This is a genomic window from Euzebya pacifica (assembly GCF_003344865.1).
GTDB classification, from domain to species: Bacteria; Actinomycetota; Nitriliruptoria; order Euzebyales; family Euzebyaceae; genus Euzebya; species Euzebya pacifica.
This window is the reverse complement of sequence record NZ_CP031165.1, coordinates 5409239-5430624: the sequence shown is the minus strand read 5'-3', so window position 1 is coordinate 5430624 and position 21386 is coordinate 5409239. Positions and strand designations below refer to the sequence as shown.

The window sequence follows — 21386 nt, the reverse complement described above, 5'->3', positions numbered from 1 at the left end:
GGTCAGCCCGTCGCGAGGAGGTTGCCGGCCAGCGCCTGCTCGCACTTGACGCGTTCGCGGGCGAGGAACTGCACCAGCGAGTCGCGCGTGTCCAGGTAGGAACGGCAGTCCAGCTCGAGGGTGATCGTGCCGTTCCAGTCCGAGGCGCCGACCTCGGCGAGGAACGCCTCGAGGGGCAGGATGCCGGCCCCGATGGGGGCGTGGGAGTCCTTGCCGTTGCCGAAGTTGTCGGCCACGTGCAGGTGGACGATCTTGTGCTTGAGGGCCCGCCACATCTCGAAGATGTCGATGCCGGCGACGGCGCAGTGGCTGGTGTCCATCACGACGTGGTCGAAGGCATCCATGTCCTCGGTGGTGATCACGCTGGAGAACGAACGGCCAGCGACCGGGAACAGGTTCTCCATGCCGAAGGTCACGCCGGACGCTTCCTCCATGGGGAGGATCTCCTCCTCCAGGAAGCGGCGTGACCGACGTTCCCAGCGGAACGGGGCGTGGGCGACCATGACCTCCGCACCCACCGCGGCGGCGATCTCCATCGACGTCGCCGCCTTGCCGGCGTACGCGGTGCCCAGCACGTTGCGCAGCAGCAGGAGGAAGGGACCGTGGATCGCAGGGACCGACAGGCCGGCCTGCTCGGCGCACGCCACGATGCGCTCCGGGTCCTGGGTGTCGGTGTTCTGGCCGACCATCACCTCCACCGCGCTGTATCCGGCGTCGGCGATGGCGTCCATGACGTAGTCCAGCGGAGTCATGAACAGCGGACCCGTGGCGGCCAGGATCCGTGGACCGGGGCTGTGCGAGGCAGATGCCATCACGAGCAAGGATATCGGCGCCGTGGCACGATCCGACCCTGTCAGGTCACGCAGACGTTGACCGTTGGTGAAGGCTCGATGACGTCGATCCACATCTCCACGTGATCACGAGGCACCATGCAGCACACGACACCGACTCCACCCACCCTGCACGACGGGTTGCGCGCCGTCGCCGACCGTCACGGCGACAACTTGGCGTTGCGCTCCGGCGAGGACGAGGTGACCTACGGTGAGCTCGACGCGCTGGTCGACCAGGCCGCGGCGGCGCTGGCCGCGAACGGCGTCGGGCGCGGTGACCGCGTGGCCATGATGCTGGGCAACCGCGTCTCCTTCGTCGTCACCTGCTACGGCGCCTGGCGAGCGGGGGCTGCCGTCGTCCCGATCAACACCGGCCTGACGGCGCCCGAGATCGCCCACGAGCTGACCGACTGCCGCGCGACCGTCCTGGTGGTCGGACGGGCCTGGACCGACACCGTCGCCGAGCTCCGCGGCACACTGCCCGACCTCGAGCACGTGTTCGTCGCCGACTCCACCCAGCCGGTCGCCGCCGACAGCGGCATGCGGTCGTGGCGCCAGACCCGGGCCGGTCATGCCCAGGACGCGCCCAGCGGCGTCGAGGTCGGCTCGTCGGACCTGGCCCTGCTGGCCTACACCAGCGGCACGACCGGCTCGCCGAAGGCCGCGATGTTGACCCACGGGCAGCTGCTGGCCAACCAGCGCCAGCTGACCGCCAGCGACATGGGCGTGACCGCCGACGACGTCGTGTTCACGGCGCTGCCGCTGTTCCACAGCTACGCCCTGAACGTGGCCATGGGCATGGCGATCCAGGCCGGAGCCACGCTCGAGCTGGTCGAACGCTTCGAACCGTCCTCGGCGCTGTCGTTGGTCAGCCGAACCCGCGTGACCGTCATCGTGGGCGCGCCGCCGATGTACGTCGCCTGGCTGAACACCCCCGGTGCGGACGAGGTCGACCTGTCCTCGGTCAGGCTGGCCACCTCCGGCGCGGCGCCGCTGCACCCGAAGGTCCTGCGCCGCTGTGCCGAGGAGCTGTCGCTGGACATCCGTGAGGGCTACGGGCTGGCGGAGGCGTCACCGGTCGTCGCGTCATCGGCGGCCCTGCCCGAGGCGGTGCCCGGCAGCGTCGGACGTCCGCTGGAGGGCGTCGAGGTGCGGATCATCGACGACGACCACGACGCGGCGCCCGGCGACCCCGGCCTGATCGCGGTGCGCGGGGACAACGTCTTCGCCGGCTACTGGGACGCGCCGGAGGCCACCGCGCAGGTGCTCGACGCCGACGGATGGCTGCACACCGGCGACATCGGCTACACCGACGACGGGCTGCTGTACCTCGTCGACCGTGCCAAGGACGTCATCATCGTCAGCGGCTTCAACGTCTATCCCGTCGAGGTCGAGCAGGCCCTCGGTTCCCACCCCGACGTCGACCGGGCTGCCGTCGTCGGCGTGCCCCATCCCTACACCGGCGAGGCGGTCAAGGCGTTCGTCGTCCGCCGCGAGGGCACCGAGGTCACCGGCGAGGAGCTGCTGGGCCACGTCGCCCGCAGGGTCGCCCGGTTCAAGCAGCCGGAGACGATCGAGTTCGTCGCCGACCTGCCCACGCTGCCGACCGGCAAGGTCCGGCGCCGGCTGCTCCGCGACCTGTAGCCGGTCGGATGGCGTCGGTCAGCCCGGGATCGCGGTGACACGGGGTCGCCGGGTACCCTCGCGAGTGCCATGAATCCCGTCTTCCCCCTCATCGCCATCGCCGTGGCGTGGACGTTCGCAGGCCAGCTGGGCCGGCAGTGGTGGGACCGTCGCCGTGACCACGCGTTGGCCTGGGCGCTCTCGCTGTTCCTGTTCGGCCTCGGCCACGTCGCGGTGCTGATCGGCCTGACGGCCGGCTGGTCCTCGCCCACGTTCGGCATCTACTGGCTGTCCGGTGCCCTCCTCAACGTGCCGCTGCTCGCCATCGGCCAGCTGCACCTGCTGGACCGCAAGCGGTCGGTCATCTGGTGGACCCTCGCCGGACTCGCCGTCCTGTGGAACGTGGTGTTCACCATCACCGCGACCTACGACACCGCGGTGCTCGAGGCGGCGACGGGTGGCATCCCAGCCGGCAGCGAGGTCCTGGCCGGCACGACCGCCTACGCCCTGCTGCGGCCGATGACCTACACCTTCGCGATCGTCGTCATCGGGTCGGTCTACAGCGCCGTGAAGATGAAGAAGTGGGCACTGCTGCTGATCGCGGTCGGGACGACCGTGGCGGCGGCCGGATCCAGCGTCATCGGCTCGTCGGTGGACTACCTGTTCCCGGTGCTGTCAGCCGTCGGGGTGCTGCTGATGTACACGGGCTTCCGGACCGTGTCGGCGCCTGCGCGGACCAGCGAACCCGCAACGGCCACCGCGTGAGCCACGTCCGCGTGTACACCCGGACCGGGTGCCACCTCTGCGAGGACGCCATCGCCATCGTCGGTCGGCTGGCCGGTCCACCGCACACCGTCGAGCTGGTCGACATCGACGCCGATCCCGCCATCACCGACGAGTACACGATCCGCGTGCCGGTCGTGGAGGTCGACGGCGAGGAAGTTGCCCAGTACCAGGTCAACGAGGCCGTGCTCGCCGGAGCGCTCGGCGCCTGAGGTGTCCGGGAGCGGTCGGCGGCCGCACGATTCGGGGGCTCGGACCGATGACGATACAGTCACCCATGTGAGTCAACGGCAGATTCCCGAGGCCTCGGTGGCGCGCCTCCCGCTGTACCTCCGCGCCCTCATCGACCGGGCCGAAGCGGGGGTCGAGAGCATGTCCTCCGGCGAGCTCGCCGCGGCCGCAGGCGTCAACTCCGCCAAGATCCGCAAGGACCTGTCCTACCTCGGGTCCTACGGAACGCGAGGCGTCGGCTACGACGTGGAGTACCTGATCGCCCAGATCAGCCGTGAGCTCGGGCTGACCCAGGACTGGTCGACCGTGCTGGTCGGGGCCGGGAACCTGGGACAGGCGTTGGCCAACTACGGCGGGTTCGCTGACCGGGGTTTCCGGATCGCGGCGATCCTCGACGCCGACCCGGCGAAGGTCGGCATGACCGTGGCCGGTGTCGAGGTGTTCCACCAGGACCAGGCCGAGCGGATCATCCGGGAGGAGGACGTCGCCATCGCCATCCTGGCGGTCCCCGGCGACGCCGCCCAGGAGGTCGCCGACCGACTGGTCGAGGCCGGTGTGACGTCGATCCTCAACTTCGCCCCAGCGGTCATCCAGGTCCCCGAGGGGGTCAGCCTCCGCAAGGTCGACCTGTCGATCGAGCTGCAGATCCTGGCCTACTACGAGCAGCGCCGGTTGGTCAGCGACGACCTCGCCAACGGTGCGGTCCGTCGCCACCTCGACGGCCTGCCCGACTGACGGTGGTCGCCCGCACGCCGCTGCTGCTGGACCTCGCCGGCCGGCGGGTCACCTGCGTGGGCGGCGGCCCGGTCGCGGTCGCCAAGGTCGTCCCCTTCGCCACGGCAGGGGCCGAGGTGCACGTCATCAGCCCGACCTGCCACCCGGACCTCGCGGCCGTCGCCACCCATCACGAGCGGCAATGGCAGGCCGGCGACCTGGCGACCACCCCGCCCACCTGGCTGGTCGTGGCGGCCACGGGGGTTCCGGCGGTCGACGACGCCGTCCACGCCGAAGCCGAAGAGGCTGGGACCTGGTGTCTGCGCATCGACGGTCGCGGGCCGGTGGCCGTCCCGTCGGTCATCCGCGACGAGGACCTGCTCGTCGCGGTGTCGACCGGCGCCCCCGCCCTCACCAAGCGCTTGCGCCAGCACCTCGAGGCGACGCTCGACGGCCGCTGGGCCGACGCCGCCCGCACCCTCGCCGCGCTGCGCCGGGACCCCGGCGTCCGTGCCGCGCTCGCCGAGGTGCCTCCCGCCGAACGCCGTGACCGCTGGCGTCGCGCCGTCGACGCCGCCCTCGACCCCTCCCCCAGCCCCCCGTCCCCCGCCGAGGTCCTCCACGGCCGCTGACGACCCACCCACCCCACCCGTGTCGGCTCCGTCGCGAGGGGGTCGACTGGTCCGACACGCCTCCGGGGTGTGTCGTCTCGGTCGCGAGGGGGTCGACTGGTCCGACACGCCTCCGGGGTGTGTCGTCTCGGTCGCAGGGGGGTCGACTGGTCCGACACGCAAAAGAAGTGACGCCCCCGGGGGGTGGGACCGGGGGCGTCAGGCGGCCGCGCCGTGGGGACGGCTGGCCACCTCTGCTGTCAACTGTACGTCGAATGCCATCGATACAGGGAGTGCCGCTTGTCCGCCCCGCGGGGTGGCTCGAGCCGCCGGTGGGGTCGGCCCGGCGGACGGCCTGCAGCCGACGGCGGCTGTGTCATCCTCCACCCCGTGACCTCCTCCACCGTTCCCAACGTCCTGGCCGCCCGTTACGCCTCCCCGCCGATGACCGACATCTGGTCGCCGGAGGGAAAGGTCGTCCTCGAACGACAGCTGTGGCTTGCCGTCCTGCGTGGCCAGCGTGACCTCGGCGTCGACGTCCCCGTCGACGCGATCGCGGCCTACGAGGCCGTGGTGGACACCGTCGACCTGGACTCCATCGCCGCCCGTGAACGGGTCACCCGCCACGACGTCAAGGCCCGCATCGAGGAGTTCTCCGCCCTCGCCGGCCACGAGCACGTGCACAAGGGCATGACCTCTCGCGACCTCACCGAGAACGTCGAGCAGCTGCAGGTCCTCCGGGGCCTCCAGCTGGTCCGTGATCGTTGCGTCGCCGCGCTCGCCCGGATCCAGCGGTTGGCGACCGAGCATGCCGAGCTGGTCATGACCGGTCGTACCCACAACGTGCCGGCCCAGGCGATCACCCTCGGCAAGCGGCTGGCCAACTTCGGGGAGGAGCTGCTGCAGGCCACCGTCCGCCTCGACGAGCTGATCGCGCGGTACCCCCTGCGTGGGATCAAGGGCCCCGTCGGGACGCAGCTGGACCAGCTCGACCTCCTCGGCGGCGCCGACGCGGTCGACCAGCTCGAGCAGCGCGTCGCCGAGCACCTCGGGTTCGCCCGGACCCTCGACAACGTCGGTCAGGTCTATCCGCGGTCACTGGACCTCGACGTCGTCTCGGCGCTGGTGCAGGTCGCCTCCGGGCCGGCCAACCTCGCTCGCACCCTGCGGCTGATGGCCGGGCAGGAGCTGGCCACCGAGGGGTTCAAGCCCGGCCAGGTCGGCAGCTCGGCCATGCCCCACAAGATGAACAGCCGCTCGTGCGAGCGTGTCAACGGCTTCGCGGTGATCCTGTCCGGTCACCTGACGATGGCCACCGGACTGGTCGGCGACCAGTGGAACGAAGGTGACGTGTCCTGCTCGGTGGTCCGGCGGGTCATGCTGCCCGACGCCTTCATGGCCATCGACGGGCTGTTCGAGACGTTCCTGACCGTGCTCGACGAACTGGGGGTCTACCCGGCGGTGATCCAGCGCGAGCTGGACCGCTACCTGCCCTTCCTCGGGACGACCCGCATCCTGGTCGCCGCCGTGCAGCGAGGAGTGGGCCGCGAGGTCGTGCACGAGGTCATCAAGGAGCACGCCGTGGCGGTGGCGCTGGCCATGCGGGAGGAGGGACGGGTCGACAACGACCTGCTCGACCGGCTCGCCGCCGACGACCGGCTTCCCCTGGACCGGGCGGCCCTCGACGACCTCCTCGCCGATCCGGCGGCCTTCGTCGGCGCGGCACCCCGGCAGGTGGCCGCGTTCGCCCGCACCGTGGAGGAGTGGACGTCGCGGTTCCCCGAGGCCGCCGGCTACACACCCGGCGACATCCTCTGACAGCGGTTCGCCGCCGAGCGGGACACCGCTGACTGGCTCACTGCCGCACGGCCACCGGATCGGGACCGACCGTCGACAGCCAGACCGGATCGCGGCCCGTCGGTACCTCCGCGATGGGTGACATCACCCCGTCGGCGACCAGGCCCACGACGAGGCGACGGTCGTCGCCGGTGAGCACCGCCACCGCGATCTCCTCACCACCGGGGTGGACCGACCCAGTGGATCGGTCGGCGCCGTCCAGCAGGGGCATCGAGGAACCGTCGGCCCGCACGAGCATCGAGGAGGCGCCGATGTCGGTCGCGACGGTGACGGTGATCGTGCGGCCGTCCGCGGACAACGAGTCGACGCTCCGGATCGGCAGGTCGGCCAGGAACCTCGTGATGTTCCTGGTGGCGGGGTCGACGACCAGGCCGCCCGGGACCGTGCCGTCGGTGCCGGTGGCCCACAGCACACTGCCCGGGCCCAGCCGCATCGGCTCGTAACCCGTCGAATCGGGGACGGGCGTGGCGGTCCCGGTGGTCAGGTCGACGATGGCGAGGCCGTCCCCGGACACCGCGAGGGCCGTGGTCCCGTCGGCCGAGACGCGGATCGGTGTCATCAGTGGCGCGGAGGGTTCCAGCGGCGTGATCGTGCCGTCAACGCCCATGATCCCGGGGGCCTGGCCCAGGAGCAGCACGCGCCCGTCCTCCAACGGATGCGGCACGGCAGGTTGTTCGACCGTCCCGACGACCCGCCGGGTGCTGCCGTCCACCGCCTCGACGACGACCTGGCGGTCCGGAGGCGGGCCCACGCTTGCCACCGTCAACCCCGACTCGGACAGGGCCACGGCCACCGCGTCCAGCGGACGGACCTCGGCGGTCCGCGTCTGGAGCACGGCGAACCCGTTCGGCAGGTCGAGCAGCACCACGGACCCGCTGCGGGACGAGGCCACCACCGAGGAACCCGGAGCCACCAGGTCCTCCATCGGGGTCACGGTCCCCGAGTCCAGGCGCAACATGGTCGTCAGGTCGTCGGGCTCCCACAGGACCGTCGGCCCGTGGATCCCGTCGCCGGGGACCACCGACGGCGACGGCGGATCGTCCATCCCGAAGCTCACCAGGGCCAGCTGCCCGCTGACGGCGTCGTAGCGAGCGAACCCGTCCGGCAGTGTGCGGATGAGGGCCTCGGAGGCCCCTGGCGCTGCCCACATGCCCACGGCACCGGGCAGGCGGAAACGGTCCACCTCCTCCCCCTCCTCGGTACGGACGACCACATCGGTGGCCTCGCGGTTGCCGAGCGGACCCTCGAGGTGGACGAGCACCGTGTTCCCCGGTGCCGGAGGTTCCATCTCGTCGAGCATGTCGACCGGATCCGGATTCGCTGGCGTGGGCAGGCCCTGCGGGGCCGGTTCGGTGGCGATGGGGACCTCTGGTGCACCGGGACCGGAGTCGGCGGCCTCGTCACTGGCCGACGGCGACGGCTCGGGGTCGCCGGTGCAGGCCGCCAGCAGGAACAGGGCCGCGAGCAGCACGACGAGGACGGCATGGGCTCGGGGGCGCGCGGGCGACGACGTCGCCCGATCACCGTCCCTCCCTGTCCTTCCCGTCATCCGGGCCGAGGCTACAGCGGTCGGCCGTCGACAACGGACCGCTGTCACGCTGGTGTCAGCGTCGCGTCCCCGAGCCGAACGCCATGGCGAAGTCCGGGGCGAGCACGTGCACCATCGGGGACGCACCGGCCAGCCACCCGAGGGGTCCGTCGGCCGGCACGTCCCACGTGGCCCGCGCCCGTCGAACCCGTCCGCCTGCGCGGATGCGGGAGGCGACGGTGCGACCGGCGAGCGTCTGCACGACCCGGCCCGGCAGCGTGATCGGCAGCCGCAGGTCAGGGCCCCCCGTGGGTTCGACCTCGGCCGTGGCAGCGACCCCCTCCGGCGTCTCGGCCGACCAGGATCGGTACCCGACGTCGAAGGTGGCCATCTGCTTGGGGATGCCCCACAGGCCGCGACCGCCGGCCATGGAGACCTCGCTGTCGACCCAGATGTCGGTGATCGACAGCGCGGGGCGCAGGCCGTGGCGGACCACGACCGCCGCCAGCAGCTCGTGGTAGCCCATCAGGCCGCGTTCGTCGTAGCGCACGAACGCGGTGGCGACGACCGCGCGGCCCGCGACGGTGAGGGGGCGCGTGCCCTTCGGCAGGATCGGCAACCGGTCGTGGTCGACGTGCCACACCGTGATGGCGCCGTTGCCGCGCAGGTCCCACGGCTCGGGGGGATACGTGGTCACAGGGCACCTCCGGCGGTGGCGGGGACGGCGACGTCGACCAGCTCGTCGAAGTCGACCCGTGCCAGGCGTCGCTCGTACTCCGCCACGAGGCCCGGCCAGTTGGTCGTGATGCGCCCGCCGTCGGTGTACCAGCTGGTGCAGGCGCTCCAGATGCTCTCGCCGAGCCGTTCCTGCATCTCGGCGTCGTAGGCACCGGCGACGTCGGCACGGACGTCGACGCAGCCCACCCGACCCTCGGCGATGGCGTCCACGACCTGGACGATCCAGCTCGCCTGCGCTTCCAGCATCTGGATGATGGAGGACCCACCGAGGTTGGTGTTGGGGCCGTACATCACGAAGAGCTGTGGGAAGCCCGGCACGGCGAGGCCCAGGTGGGCACGGGCCCCGTCGGCCCACACGCCGTGCAGGTCCAAGCCCTCGCGTCCGGTGACGTCGATGCCGTCCAGGAAGCGGGTGGCCGCGAAGCCGGTGCCCCAGATGATCACGTCGGCTTCGTGGAGCCGTCCGTCGGCGGTCACGAGCCCCTCGGGTCGTACCTCGACGATGTCGTCGGTCACGACGTCGACATGGTCGCGGTCCAGCGCCGGGTACCAGTCGTTGGAGAACAGCACGCGCTTGCAGCCCAGCGGGTAATCAGGCACCAGCCGCACGCGCAGGTCGGCGTCGCGGACCTGCGCCCACAGCGTCGCCTGCCACGTGGCCCGCAGCACGGGCTGCAGCACCCCGCCCTGCTCGAAGGAGCGGTTGAACCACTCCGAGAGGCTGCGGGTCAGCCGCCGGCCGACCTGCTGGGTGGCGGGCCACCGCTCGAACGCCCGGTGGTGGAGCCCGGTGTAGGCCCGGTCGGGCTTGGGGACCACGTACGGCGCGGAGCGCTGGAAGACCGTCATGGCGCCGACGTCGTCGACGATGCCGGGGACGAACTGGATGGCGCTGGCGCCGGTGCCGACCACGGCGACCCGCTTGCCGGTCAGGTCGACGTCGTGTCGCCAGCGGGCGGAGTGGAAGGCAGTCCCGGCGAAGGCCTCGGCCCCGGGGATCGAGGGGATGGAGGGCTGGGACAGCTGCCCGACGGCGGGCACGAGCACCTCGGCCTCGAAGCGTTCCCCGGAGGCGGTGTCGACGTGCCACACGCGGGTGGCGTCGTCGAAGGTCGCGGCGGTCACCTCCACGCCGGTCCGCACCGTCGCGAGCACCCCCTCCTCCTCCGCGGTGCGGCGGATGTAGGACAGGATGTCGGGCTGCTGGCTGTACCGACGCGACCAGGTCGGCTGCGGCGCGAAGGACCACGAGTACAACGACGACGGCACGTCGCAGGCTGCCTGCGGGTAGGTGTTGTCGCGCCACACGCCGCCCACGTCGTCGGCCCGTTCCAGGATGGTGACGCGGTCGTGGCCGGCCCGCCGCAGCGCCATGGCGAGACCGAGGCCACCGAAGCCGGCACCGATCACGAGGATCCTCGGGGAGCGTTCGTGGCGGGCGGAGCGGGCGCTGCTGGATGTGGTCGGCTCGGGCATGAGGGCACGGTAGGGGGTCGGCGTGATGGTGCCGAAGCGATGGCCGGACAACCGATCGAGGATTCCGGACAGGCTCCGGCAGAATGGCCGTGTGCTGCCCATCGAGCCACCGGCCGCCCGCGCCTTCGACTTCCCCCGTGGGGTGTCGTCGACGGTGCTGCTCGTCGCGCACGCCGCCGATCGGGGAGTCCCACCCGAACGGGTGCTGGCCGGGTCCGGTCTGTCGGTGGCCGACCTGGCCGACAGCCAACACCAGGTCACCGCCGGGCAGGAGCTGCGGGTCGTGCGCAACCTGCTCCGCGGCGTCGATCCTGCCGGGTACGGCGCGGAGGGGCGAGCGGTCGGGATGCGCTATCACGTCAGCACGTTCGGCATCTTCGGCTTCGCCCTGCTGTCGAGCGTCACGATGCTGGATGCGGTCAACGTGGCCCTGCGGTTCTGGGACCTCTCCTTCGCCCTCGCCCTACCGGTCGTCGTCGCGGAGGAGGGCCGGGTGCGGATCAGCCTGTCGACCGACGGAGTCCCCTCCGACGTTGCGGCCTTCGTACACGGGCGGGACACCGCCGCCGTGGAGACGGTGCTGGGCGAGCTCCTGCCGGGCCGGCCGCCGCCCCGGTTCGTCGACGGGGTCCTCGAAGTTGGCCTTGACTACCTGTCCAGCCCCCTCCCCCAGGGGGACGCCCGCACACGCGCGATGTACGAGGGCATGTGCGAGGAGCTTGTGGCGTCGCGCCGGGCACGGTCGGGGGTGGCCCAGCAGGTACGTGTGCTGATCACCCAACGGCTGGGCGAAGGGGCGCCGATGGAAGTGGTGGCCGCTGACCTCGGCATGACGGGCCGGACGTTGCGTCGCCGGCTCGCCAGCGAGGGGGCCAGCTACCGGACCCTGCTGGAGGAGGTACGCGAGTCGCTGGCCACGGAGATGCTGGCGACCGGCCGGCTGGCGGTCGAGGACGTCGCGCTGCGCCTGGGCTACGCCGAGGCATCCAGCTTCATCGCCGCGTTCCGCCGGTGGACGGGCCGAACCCCCACGGCCTGGCAGCGCGACCGGGGCTGACAGCCCGTGCGTCCTGGCCGCGGGTAACCCGCCGACTGCGCGCGGCCGGCCGACACCGCGTGGGACTTCCCGACCTCCTCCAGCCGTGAATCGCGCACGCCCTCGGCCGGTGTGTGCGATGCACGCCCGGGGAGGGTGGGGAAGGCGCCCAACGGCCCGGGGCGGGTGGCATGGGCGCCTCCAGAGGAGGGGTATCGCACACGCCGGGGGGAGGTGAGGTCGACGGCGACGTGGTCGACGGTTGGCCCGGGTGTCAGGTGGTGGGCGTGGCGGCGATGTCGGTGCGGTGGTGTGCGCCGTCGAAGTCGACCGTGCCGACGCCCTGGTAGGCGCGGGCGCGGGCGAGGGCGAGGGAGTTGCCGGTGGCGCTGACGGCCAGCACACGGCCGCCGTTGGTGACCACGGCCCCGTCGCGCTCGGCGGTACCCGCGTGGAACACCGTGACCCCGTCGAGGGCGTCGGCCGCCTCGAGGCCCGTGATCGGAAGGCCCTTGGGGTAGCTCGAGGGGTAGCCGTCGCTGGCCATCACGACCGTCACGCAGGCGTCGTCGCCGAAGGTGACCGGGCCGGCGGTGGTCAGGTCGCCCTTCGCGCAGGCCTCCAGCAGCAGGCCGAGGTCGCTGGTGAGGCGAGGCAGCACGACCTGGGTCTCGGGGTCACCGAACCGCGCGTTGTACTCGATGATCTTCGGCCCCTTGCTGGTCAGGGCCAGTCCGGCGTAGAGCACCCCGACGAACGGCGTCCCGCGCCGGGCCATCTCGTCGATGACGGGCTGCAGCGCCCGGGCATGGATGTCGGCCACCATGTCCGCACCGACCGCGGGGACCGGTGAATAGGCGCCCATGCCCCCGGTGTTGAGGCCCTCGTCGCCATCCAGCGCCCGCTTGAAGTCCTGGGCGGGCGCCAGGGGGACCACGCGGGTGCCGTCGGACAGGCCGAACAACGAGCACTCGGGGCCGTCGAGGAACTCCTCGATCACGAGCGCCGAGCCGGCGTCGCCGAAGACCCGCTCGACCAAGGCGTCGTCGATTGCCCGTTCGGCCTCGGCCCGGTCCGCGCAGATCCGCACGCCCTTGCCCGCAGCCAGCCCGTCGGCCTTGATCACGTACGGCGGGGCATAACCGTCCAGCGCCGCCTTGGCCGCTGTGGCGTCCGTGCCGCTCCAGTACCCCGCGGTCGGCACACCGGCCGCCTGCATCACTTCCTTGGCGAAGGTCTTGGACCCCTCGAGGCGCGCGGCTGCAGCCGTCGGGCCGAACGCCGTGATGCCCGCCTCGGTCAGCGCGTCGACGACGCCGGCGACCAGGGGGGCCTCGGGGCCGACGACCACGAGGTCCGCCGCGACGTCGCGAGCCAGCGCGACGACCGCGGCTGGGTCCTCCGCATCGACCGGGCGTCGCTCGGCGACCCCCTCGATGCCGACGTTGCCGGGGGCACAGACCACATGGTCGACCGAGGCCGACCGGGCAAGCGCCCAGGAAAGGGCATGTTCGCGGCCACCGCCGCCGATCACGAGTACGCGCATGGTCGCCGATGATGGCATGCCGTTCTGACAGGGGCTGCCCTGCCTGCGAGCTGCACCTCCGGGACCCACCGAGCGTGTCTCTCAGTCACGTGCTGTGCGGGGAACATTAATGAATGTTGTTCATCAAAACATGGGATTCAACGGCTCGTGAACAAATCTCTTGACTGGGCCAATCGGACACCCCTAGTTTGTCGTGCTAATCACGAAACACCCATCCGATCGCCACCAAGTCGGATGAGAAGCCGTCGTGAGAGCCGACACGAGAGGTACTCCCGCCATGAGTCGATTGCTGCTGCTTGCGAGCCTGATGGTCGCCGTTCTGCCCGCCCTGTTCATCGGAGCCGCGTCCGAACCTGCCTTGGCGCAGGGCGACCCTGATGCCGTCGACGTCCTGCTGTTCACCAAGACCGCCGCCTTCCGCCACGGGAACATCCCTGCTGGCATCGCGGCCATCGAGCAGCTGGGAACCGACAACGGCTGGAACGTCGTCAACACCGAGGACGCCACGGCGTTCACCGACGAGAACCTCGCCGACTACGACGTCGTGGTGTGGTTCAGCACCACCGGTGACGTGCTCAACGACGAGCAGCAGGCGGCGTTCGAGCGCTACATCCAGTCGGGAGGCGGCTACGCGGGCATCCACGCCGCCTCCGACACCGAATACGACTGGCCCTGGTACGGCGAGCTGGTCGGTGCCTACTTCGTCAACCATCCGCCGGGGACCCCGGACGCCACGGTCGAGGTACTCGACCGCGCGCACCCCTCCACCGTGCACCTGCCCAAGGAATGGGAGCGCACCGACGAGTGGTACAACTACAACCAGAACCCCCGCGGTGATGTCCACGTCCTGGCCACGTTGGACGAGGAGACCTACGGCCCCGGGGATGGGGCGATGGGGGCCGACCACCCGATCGCCTGGTGTCAGGACTACGACGGTGGCCGCTCTTGGTACACCGGCGGCGGGCACACCAACGCCTCCTTCGCCGAACCGGAGTTCCTTGACCACATCGAGGCCGGGATCCTGACCGCCGCCGGTGAGCTGATCGCCGACTGTGGCGCCACGGTGGAGGACCAGTTCGAGCGCACCGTCATCGACGACGGCACCGCCAACCCGATGAAGCTGGACATCGCCGAGGACGGCCGAGTGTTCTTCGTGGAGCGTGACGGCCGCCTGCGCATGTGGGACCCGGAGACCGAGGTCCCCTCCACCGTCGGCACGATCGAGGTCTACGAGGGTCAGGAGGACGGGCTGCTCGGCATCGCCCTCGACCCCGACTTCACCACCAACGGGTGGATCTACCTCACCTACTCCGCGCCTGGCAACGTGCCCTGCACCGACGCCGATCCCGATGCCACCACCTGCGGTGAGCAGCAGGTCTCACGCTTCACCTTCACCGACGGTGCGCTGGACCTCGACAGCGAGGCGCAGCTGCTGGAGGTCGTGGTACAGCGCAACGAGTGCTGCCACGCTGGTGGCGACCTGGAGTTCGACGAGTTCGGCAACCTGTACATGTCCTTCGGGGACGACACCAACCCCTTCGACTCCGGCGGCTACACCCCGATCGACGAGCGCGACGGCCGTTCGAGCTGGGACGCTCAGCGCTCCTCGGGCAACACCAACGACCTGCGCGGCAAGGTCCTGCGCATCACCCCCGAGGACGACGGGACCTACTCGATTCCGGACGGCAACCTGTTCGACCCCGATGACACCAGCGGCCTGACCCGCCCCGAGATCTTCGCGATGGGCTTACGCAACCCGTTCACGATCGAATGGGACCCCACCCACGACCGGATCCTGGTCGGTGACTACGGTCCCGACGCCAACAACGCCAACGCCAACCGCGGCCCCGACGGCCGCGTGGAGTGGCTGGCGATCCCCGAGGCCTCCAACCAGGGCTGGCCGTACTGCCACTCCGACGTCGGCTACAACGACTACGACTTCGCCACCAGCACCTCCGGTGCGGTGTTCGACTGCGCGAACCCGGTCAACGACTCGCCCAACAACACCGGCCTGACCGACCTGCCGCCCGCCCAGCCCGCCACCCTGTGGTGGGGCCGGTCCTCCACCGGCGTGCCGGCCATCGGCACCGGTGGTGCCCCGCAGGCTGGTGGCGCCTACGAGTACGACGCCGCGACCGCAGCCCCCGACGCCCTGCCGGAGTACTACGACGGCGTGGCGTTCCTGATGGAGTGGAACCAGGGCAACATCTACGAGGTCCACTCCGACGAGGCCGGTGAGGTCACCGCGGTCGTGCCGTGGTTGGACGGCGAGACCTTCCGTCGCCCCCACGCCATGGAGATCGGTCCTGACGGCGCGATCTACCTCATCGAGTGGGGCAGCGGCTTCGGCGGCAACAACGCCGACTCCGGCGTGTTCCGCATCGGCTACACCGGCGGGTCCTTCCGTCCGGTTGCCGTGGCCACCGCCGACGTGACCAACGGCGCGGTGCCGCTGACGGTCAGCTTCTCCAGCGACGGCTCGGAGGCACTGGCCCCCGACGCCACGCTGGTCAGCACCGAGTGGGACTTCGACGGTGACGGCACCGTGGACTCCACCGAGGCCGACCCGACCCACATCTACGAGACCGCCGGCCTGTACACCGCGGTGCTGACGGTGACCGACAGCCTCGGCGCGACCGGCGTGGCCAGCATCGAGATCACTGCCGGCAACACCCGTCCGGAGGTGACCGTGGACGCCCCCGTCAGCGGCGGCTTCCTGGACTTCGGCGACACCGTCGCCTGGGCCGTCACCGTGACCGACGCCGAGGACGGGACATCCGGCACCGGCATCGCCTGCGACGACATCGACGTGCGCCTGCTGCTGGGCCACGACGAGCACGCCCACGCCCTGCAGAACACCACCGGGTGTGCAGGGGACTTCCACACCTCACGTGACGCCGGCCACGGTGTCAGCGAGAACCTGTTCTCCGTCATCGAGGCCTCCTACGCCGACGAGGGCGGGGACGGCGCACCGACCCTGACCGACAACGACGTGGTCGTCCTGCAGCCCAAGCGCCGCCAGGCCGAGCACTTCGGCGGCGCCGTCGGCGCAACGATCGTGGCCGACCTCGAGGGGGCCGCCGGCGGACGTCGCGTGGCGATGTCCCCGGGTGACCACTTCGCCTTCTCCCCGGTCAACCTGACCGGCATCGACGCCCTCCGCGTGCGCTACACCGCCGCGACGGCCACGACCCTGGAGCTGCGCAAGGGCGGCCCCACCGGCGACCTGGCGGCGACGGTCGACCTGCCGGCCACCGGCGGGACCGACACCTACCTGCTCAGCGACCCTGCCGCGGTCACCGACCCCGGCGGGACCGACACCTACTACCTGGTGCTCGGTGCCGGCGGTGACGCCGACATCGACGAGCTGTACTTCGACGGTCGCGGCGTGGCGGACAACGCCGCCCCGACCGTGACCGCCACGGCGACCCCCGACCTCGGGTCCGCGCCGCTGCAGGTCTCCCTCTCCGGCAGCGCGACCGACGCCGACGACGACGCGATCACCAGCTACGAGTGGGACCTGGGTGACGGCACGACGGCCTCCGGTGCCGACGTGAGCCACACCTACGACACGCCCGGGACCTATGTGGCACGCCTGTCGGCAACCGACGAGCGTGGCGCGATCGGGTTCACCGACGTGACCATCACCGTGGAGCCCTCGATCGAGCCGCCGGCCTGTCTGGCCCCGGGATCCGACGACTTCGAGGGCACCAGCCTGGACCCCGGCATCTGGACCGAGATCATCCGTGGTGACCAGACCGGCTACCGCGTCGAGAACGGCCAGCTGGTCCTCACCCTCAGCGACGGTGACCTGTACCAGGGCACCAACACCGCCAACAACATCATCCTGCAGCCGATCCCCGGCGGGGCCTTCCAGGCCACCACCCAGGTGACCGTCAACCCGACCGAGACCTACCAGCAGGGTGGCCTCATCCTGTACGGCGACGACGACAACTACATCAAGCTGGACCTGGTCTACAACGGCAACCGTGCGGTGGAGTTCCTGCAGGAGGTCGACGGGACTGCCCGCAACACCAACCAGGACAACTCCGGGGCGCTCCCAGCCGAGTTCCCCACCACCTTCCTGCTGCGCGTCAACTACGACGGTACCGAGGTGACCGCCAGCTACTCCGGCGACGGTGGCGCGACCTTCACCCCGGTGGGGCGTCCCGCCCCGCTGCCCGCCAACGCCCGGATCGGCCTGTTCGCCCTGACCGGCAACAACACCGCCGCCAACATCGAGTCCGCCTTCGACTACTTCTACGTCGAGGAGATCTCCGACGAGCCGCTGACGGTCTCCGACGAGTTCGACGGCGACACCCTCAACCGGTGCCGCTGGAGCGAGATCGTGCGGCCCGACCCGGACCTGTGGGAGGTCGCCGACGGCGCCCTCACCCTGACCACCCCCGACGGTGACATCTACCAGACACCCAACAGCGACCCGGCCAACCTGATCCTGCAGCCCATGCCGGACGGCAACTGGACCATCGAGACGATGGTGTCGGCGGAGATCCTCGGCCGCTACCAGCAGGCCGGCCTCCTGGCCTATGTCGACGACGACCACTACGTGAAGTTCGACCTGGTCGCCGGCGCAGGGGACGCCACCGGACCCCAGCGGTTCGAGCTGCGCAGCGAGAGCGGCGCCGCGATCCAGAACCCGCAGCCGCAGACCAACTCCACCGCCACCGAGTTCGGGCTGCGCCTGACCAAGACCGGCGACAGTTTCACCGGGGCCTTCTCCACCGACGGTGGCACCACCTGGACCCCGATGGCCGAGGCGGTCACCAACACCGCGGTGAGCGAGCAGGAGGCGAGCTTCGGGGTGTTCACCCTCGGGGTGAACCAGGGCAACGACCCCCGCATCGACTCTGTCGACGCCGCCTTCGACTACTTCCGCCTGGCCTCCGAGCAGGAGGAGGAGGACACCACCCCGCCGACGGTGGAGGTGAGCGTCCGCGGCCACCTGGCCGGTGACGTCGAGCCGGCCGGTTCGACCCTGCCCAACGCCGATGGCACCGCCACCCTGACCCGCAGCGACGCCGGCACGGAGGTCACGGTCGACCTCACCGGCTTCGCCGCCAACACCACCTACCGGGCCCACCTGCACGAGGGCACCTGCACCGATATGGGTCCCCACTACCAGGACGACCCCAACGGGCCGGAGACCCCGCCCAACGAGATCCACCTGTCGTCCACGGCCAACCCGGCCGACGGGCTGCAGAGCGACGCCTCCGGTGCCATCACCGGTAGCGGCACCGCCACCTGGATCGCCCGTGCCGTCCCGCTGAGCGTGATGGTCCACGAGGACGCTGCGCCCGGTCTTCCGGTCGCCTGCGCCACCCTCCTGGCCACCGACGCCCAGCAGGTGGTCATCACCGCCGACGACGGTGACGGCTCCGGTGTGGACACCATCGAGTACCGCATCGACGCTGGCGACTGGACCCCCTACACCGGCCCGATCACCGTCGACCAGGTCGGCGAGCACACCGTCGAAGGCCGCGCCACCGACGTGGCCGGCAACACCTCCGACCCTGTCGGCGTGACCGTGGTCATCAGCGAGGAGGACACCGTCTCGCCGGTTGCCTCCATCGAGCTCGACCCCGAGCCCGACGAGAACGACGAGGTCATCGACGGTCCCGTCGACGTGACCCTCTCCGCCACCGACCCGTCCGCGACGGTCGACGTCATCGACAACGACTTCGACCCGCAGACCACGACCATCACCGCTGGCGAGTCCGTCCTGTGGACCTGGACGGGCAACCAGGAGCACAACGTCCAGGCCGACGACGGCAGCTTCGCCTCGCCGACCCAGACGGCTGGCACCTTCGCCCACGCCTTCGACACGCCGGGTACCTACGAGTACTTCTGCGGCATCCACTCCACGGCCGACGGCACCGCCCAGAACGGCACCGTCGTCGTGGAACCGGCCGCCGGTCCCGCTGGCGAGCTGACCATCGAGTACCGGGTGGACGACCCGTCCGGTGACTGGGTTGCCTACGACGACACCTTCGAGGTCGCCGGCCTCGGCGAGCACACCGTGGAGGCCCGCGCCACCGACAGCGCCGGCAACGTCTCCGACGTGGTGTCCAGGACCTTCACCATCGTGGAGGAGGTCATCGAGGACACGACGCCACCGACGGCCACCCTGGGCCTGCGCGGTGACGCCAGCGGGGAGATCAGCTCCATCGAGGGGCGGACCACGCTGGACATCACCGGCACGGCAACCCTGACCCGCAGCGACAGCGGCACCGACGTGACGCTGACCGCCGCAGGCCTCGAGCCCGGTGCCACCCACCCGTCCCACCTGCACTTCGGCACCTGTGCCGACCCCGCAGGCCACTACGCCGATGACCCCAGCGGCCCGGGCACCCCGCCCAACGAGCTGTGGATGTCGTCCACCGCTGACCCCACCGCGGGCCTGACCGTCGCTGCTGACGGCACGGTCACCGGCACGGGTTCTGCCGACTGGATCGCCCGTGCGGTGGACCTGTCGATCATGATCCACGACGACGAGGCGCCCGGCCTGCCGATCGCCTGCGTCACCCTCGACCAGTTCGGACCGCAGACCGTGGTCCTGGACGCCGAGGACGACCTGTCCGACGTCGACTCCATCGAGTACCGCCTCGACGGTGGTGACTGGACCGTCTACTCCGCACCCTTCGCGGTGGACGCCGCTGGTGACCACACCGTGGAGTACCGGGCCACCGACACCGCCGGGAACACCAGCGACGTCGCGACGTTCGCCTTCACCGTGGTGCTCCCGGACACCGATGCCCCGACGACCACCGCAACCATGACCCCGCAGCCCGACGAGAACGGTGAGGTGACCACCCCCGTTCGGGTGACCCTGACCGCCGACGACGGCGATGGCGACGGTGTCGACCGGATCGAGTACCGCGTCGACGATCCGTCCGGTGACTGGGTCACCTACACCGACTCCTTCGTGGTCCCCGGCATGGGCGAGCACACCGTGGAGTTCCGTGCGATCGACCTGGCGGGCAACGTGGAGGAGACCCAGACGGTCACCTTCACCCGCGTCCAGCGGACCCCGCCGGGCCAGGGCGGCAACCCGGGCAACCCCGGCAACCCGGGCAACCCCGGGAACCCGGGCAACTCCGGTACCAACGCCGACGGTGTCGAGCACTCCGACTACGAGGGTGATGACCCCTACGGGTTCGGCGAGCTCATCGCCGGATGGGACATGACCGGCGGCGGCACCCTGACCGTCACCACCGACGAGACGGGCCGGATCTGCCTGGTCCACCTCGACGAGGCGGGAGCGGCCACGACCGTGCGCTGCTCCGACGACGAGGACACCTCCTTCGCCCAGGACGAGGCGATGCGCGAGCTGACCATCCCGGTCCAGCCCGGCGGTCGCGTCCTGGCCTACCGGGTCGACACCGCAGCCCTGCGGGTGACCGACAACGACCGCATCGGCACCGCCATCCAGGCCTCCAGGTCCGGATGGGACAGCGCCGACCAGGTGGTGCTGGCCACTGCCGGTGGCTTCGCCGACGCGCTGGCTGCAGCGCCGTTGGCCGGACACCTCGATGCACCCCTGTTGCTGAGCTGGGACACCGAGCTCGACGAGCGGGTCCTGCAGGAGATCGAGCGACTGGGCGCGACCGGTGTGGTCATGCTCGGTGGCGAGGCGGCGTTGTCCAGCGGGGTCGAGGCGACCCTGCGGGACGCCGGGCTGCAGGTCAGCCGGCTGGCCGGCGCCAGCCGGACCGAGACGGCGCGTGCCGTAGCGGCCCGGATCGGCGGCGCGACCAGTGGTCTGGCCGTGGTGGCCTCCGGTGGTTCCTTCGCCGATGCGCTCGCGATCGCCCCGATCGCGGCCGAGCAGGGCCTCCCGATCTACCTCACCGGTGGAGAGGGACTCGACGCAGGGACGCTCCAGGCCATGCAGGACCATCAGGTCCGGCGCGTCCTGGTCGTCGGTGGCACGGCGGTCGTCGGTGACGACGTCGTCGCCCAGTTGGCCGACAACGGCATCGAGCTGGCCGCCCGCCTGGGCGGTGCCAACCGGTACGAGACGGCCGCAACCATCCTCGGCTGGGCCGTGGACGGTGGCGCGGACGTGACCGAGATGCTGGTCGCGACCGGGGCCGACTTCCCCGATGCACTGGCCGCTGGTGCCTACGGTGCCCGGACCGACCGTTTGTTGTTGCTGGTCGATGGAAGCCAGCCGCTCGACGGTCAGCCGGCCGCGGCGTTCCTCGATGGCGAGGGCTCCGCAACCGAGCTGTTGTTCCTGCTGGGTGGTGAATCTGCCCTGCCGAACAGCCTCCAGGAGGCGCTCGGCGCTGCGCTCCGGTAATTCGACAGGGGCGGGGGTTGACTTCGGTCAACCCCCGCCCCTATTTTGTTGTCTGCATCACGAAAGGGCCGAAATACCTTGGGAGCAGGA

Annotated in this window: 13 protein-coding genes; 8 read left to right on the top strand and 5 right to left on the bottom strand. The window is 71.0% G+C overall.

From position 1 onward, the window contains the following. Positions 1 to 2 precede the first annotated feature (2 nt). Positions 3 to 812: a sugar phosphate isomerase/epimerase family protein gene (locus DVS28_RS23375; RefSeq protein ID WP_114593606.1), complete on the bottom strand. Its 810-nt coding sequence runs from the start codon at positions 810 to 812 to the stop codon at positions 3 to 5. 117 nt (positions 813 to 929) lie between these two features. Between DVS28_RS23375 and DVS28_RS23370 the strand changes: the two genes are divergently transcribed. From DVS28_RS23370 to purB, 6 genes are all read left to right on the top strand, one after another. After that, the gene (locus DVS28_RS23370) at positions 930 to 2474 is read left to right on the top strand and encodes an AMP-binding protein (protein WP_114593605.1); all 1545 of its coding nucleotides are present in this window, start codon (positions 930 to 932) and stop codon (positions 2472 to 2474) included. 69 nt (positions 2475 to 2543) lie between these two features. Further along, entirely contained in the window at positions 2544 to 3218 is a 675-nt protein-coding gene (locus tag DVS28_RS23365; protein ID WP_114593604.1) for a hypothetical protein, read from the top strand. Then, positions 3215 to 3448, top strand: a complete 234-nt coding sequence (locus DVS28_RS23360; RefSeq protein ID WP_114593603.1) for a glutaredoxin family protein — start codon at positions 3215 to 3217, stop codon at positions 3446 to 3448. Before DVS28_RS23365 ends, DVS28_RS23360 begins: the two co-directional genes overlap by 4 nt. Positions 3449 to 3515: 67 nt before the next feature. Then, positions 3516 to 4202, top strand: coding sequence for a redox-sensing transcriptional repressor Rex (locus DVS28_RS23355; RefSeq protein ID WP_114593602.1), 687 nt, complete (start codon positions 3516 to 3518; stop codon positions 4200 to 4202). Positions 4203 to 4204: 2 nt separating this feature from the next. Continuing rightward, positions 4205 to 4813 carry a precorrin-2 dehydrogenase/sirohydrochlorin ferrochelatase family protein gene (locus tag DVS28_RS23350; RefSeq protein ID WP_164710935.1) on the top strand — a complete coding sequence of 203 codons (609 nt, stop codon included), beginning with the start codon at positions 4205 to 4207 and terminating at the stop codon, positions 4811 to 4813. 369 nt (positions 4814 to 5182) lie between these two features. Then, entirely contained in the window at positions 5183 to 6610 is a 1428-nt protein-coding gene (gene purB / locus DVS28_RS23345) for an adenylosuccinate lyase (protein ID WP_114593600.1), read from the top strand. A 37-nt stretch (positions 6611 to 6647) separates the two neighbouring features. Here purB and DVS28_RS23340 read toward each other — a convergent pair whose 3' ends face one another. From DVS28_RS23340 to DVS28_RS23330, 3 genes are read right to left on the bottom strand one after another with little or no spacing between them, the layout of a single operon-like run. After that, positions 6648 to 8198 (bottom strand): WD40 repeat domain-containing protein, encoded by a 1551-nt coding sequence (locus DVS28_RS23340; RefSeq protein WP_164710934.1) that lies wholly within the window; start codon positions 8196 to 8198, stop codon positions 6648 to 6650. Positions 8199 to 8253: 55 nt separating this feature from the next. Next, positions 8254 to 8874, bottom strand: coding sequence for an acetoacetate decarboxylase family protein (locus DVS28_RS23335; RefSeq protein ID WP_114593598.1), 621 nt, complete (start codon positions 8872 to 8874; stop codon positions 8254 to 8256). Further along, complete coding sequence (locus DVS28_RS23330; protein WP_114593597.1) at positions 8871 to 10391, bottom strand: flavin-containing monooxygenase; 1521 nt, start codon at positions 10389 to 10391, stop codon at positions 8871 to 8873. The genes DVS28_RS23335 and DVS28_RS23330 overlap by 4 nt, the downstream gene beginning before the upstream one ends. Before the next feature lie 91 nt (positions 10392 to 10482). Here DVS28_RS23330 and DVS28_RS23325 point away from each other — a divergent pair, with 91 nt between their 5' ends. After that, a complete protein-coding gene (locus DVS28_RS23325; RefSeq protein ID WP_216826248.1) occupies positions 10483 to 11448 on the top strand; it encodes a helix-turn-helix domain-containing protein in 966 nt (321 codons plus the stop codon). A 253-nt stretch (positions 11449 to 11701) separates the two neighbouring features. On the opposite strand, the gene purD is transcribed toward DVS28_RS23325, so the two are convergent. Further along, entirely contained in the window at positions 11702 to 12973 is a 1272-nt protein-coding gene (gene purD, locus DVS28_RS23320) for a phosphoribosylamine--glycine ligase (protein WP_114593596.1), read from the bottom strand. A gap of 277 nt (positions 12974 to 13250) precedes the next feature. Between purD and DVS28_RS23315 the strand changes: the two genes are divergently transcribed. Continuing rightward, positions 13251 to 21296 (top strand): ThuA domain-containing protein, encoded by an 8046-nt coding sequence (locus DVS28_RS23315; RefSeq protein ID WP_114593595.1) that lies wholly within the window; start codon positions 13251 to 13253, stop codon positions 21294 to 21296. Positions 21297 to 21386: the final 90 nt, after the last annotated feature.

What these genes read in the sequence shown, in the direction of transcription:
- DVS28_RS23370 (WP_114593605.1), top strand. Translation starts at nt 930, where the DNA reads ATGCAGCACACGACACCGACTCCACCCACCCTGCACGACGGGTTGCGC.
- DVS28_RS23375 (WP_114593606.1), bottom strand. Translation starts at nt 812, where the DNA reads ATGGCATCTGCCTCGCACAGCCCCGGTCCACGGATCCTGGCCGCCACG.
- DVS28_RS23315 (WP_114593595.1), top strand. Translation starts at nt 13,251, where the DNA reads ATGAGTCGATTGCTGCTGCTTGCGAGCCTGATGGTCGCCGTTCTGCCC.
- DVS28_RS23340 (WP_164710934.1), bottom strand. Translation starts at nt 8,198, where the DNA reads ATGACGGGAAGGACAGGGAGGGACGGTGATCGGGCGACGTCGTCGCCC.
- DVS28_RS23330 (WP_114593597.1), bottom strand. Translation starts at nt 10,391, where the DNA reads ATGCCCGAGCCGACCACATCCAGCAGCGCCCGCTCCGCCCGCCACGAA.
- DVS28_RS23365 (WP_114593604.1), top strand. Translation starts at nt 2,544, where the DNA reads ATGAATCCCGTCTTCCCCCTCATCGCCATCGCCGTGGCGTGGACGTTC.
- purD (WP_114593596.1), bottom strand. Translation starts at nt 12,973, where the DNA reads ATGCGCGTACTCGTGATCGGCGGCGGTGGCCGCGAACATGCCCTTTCC.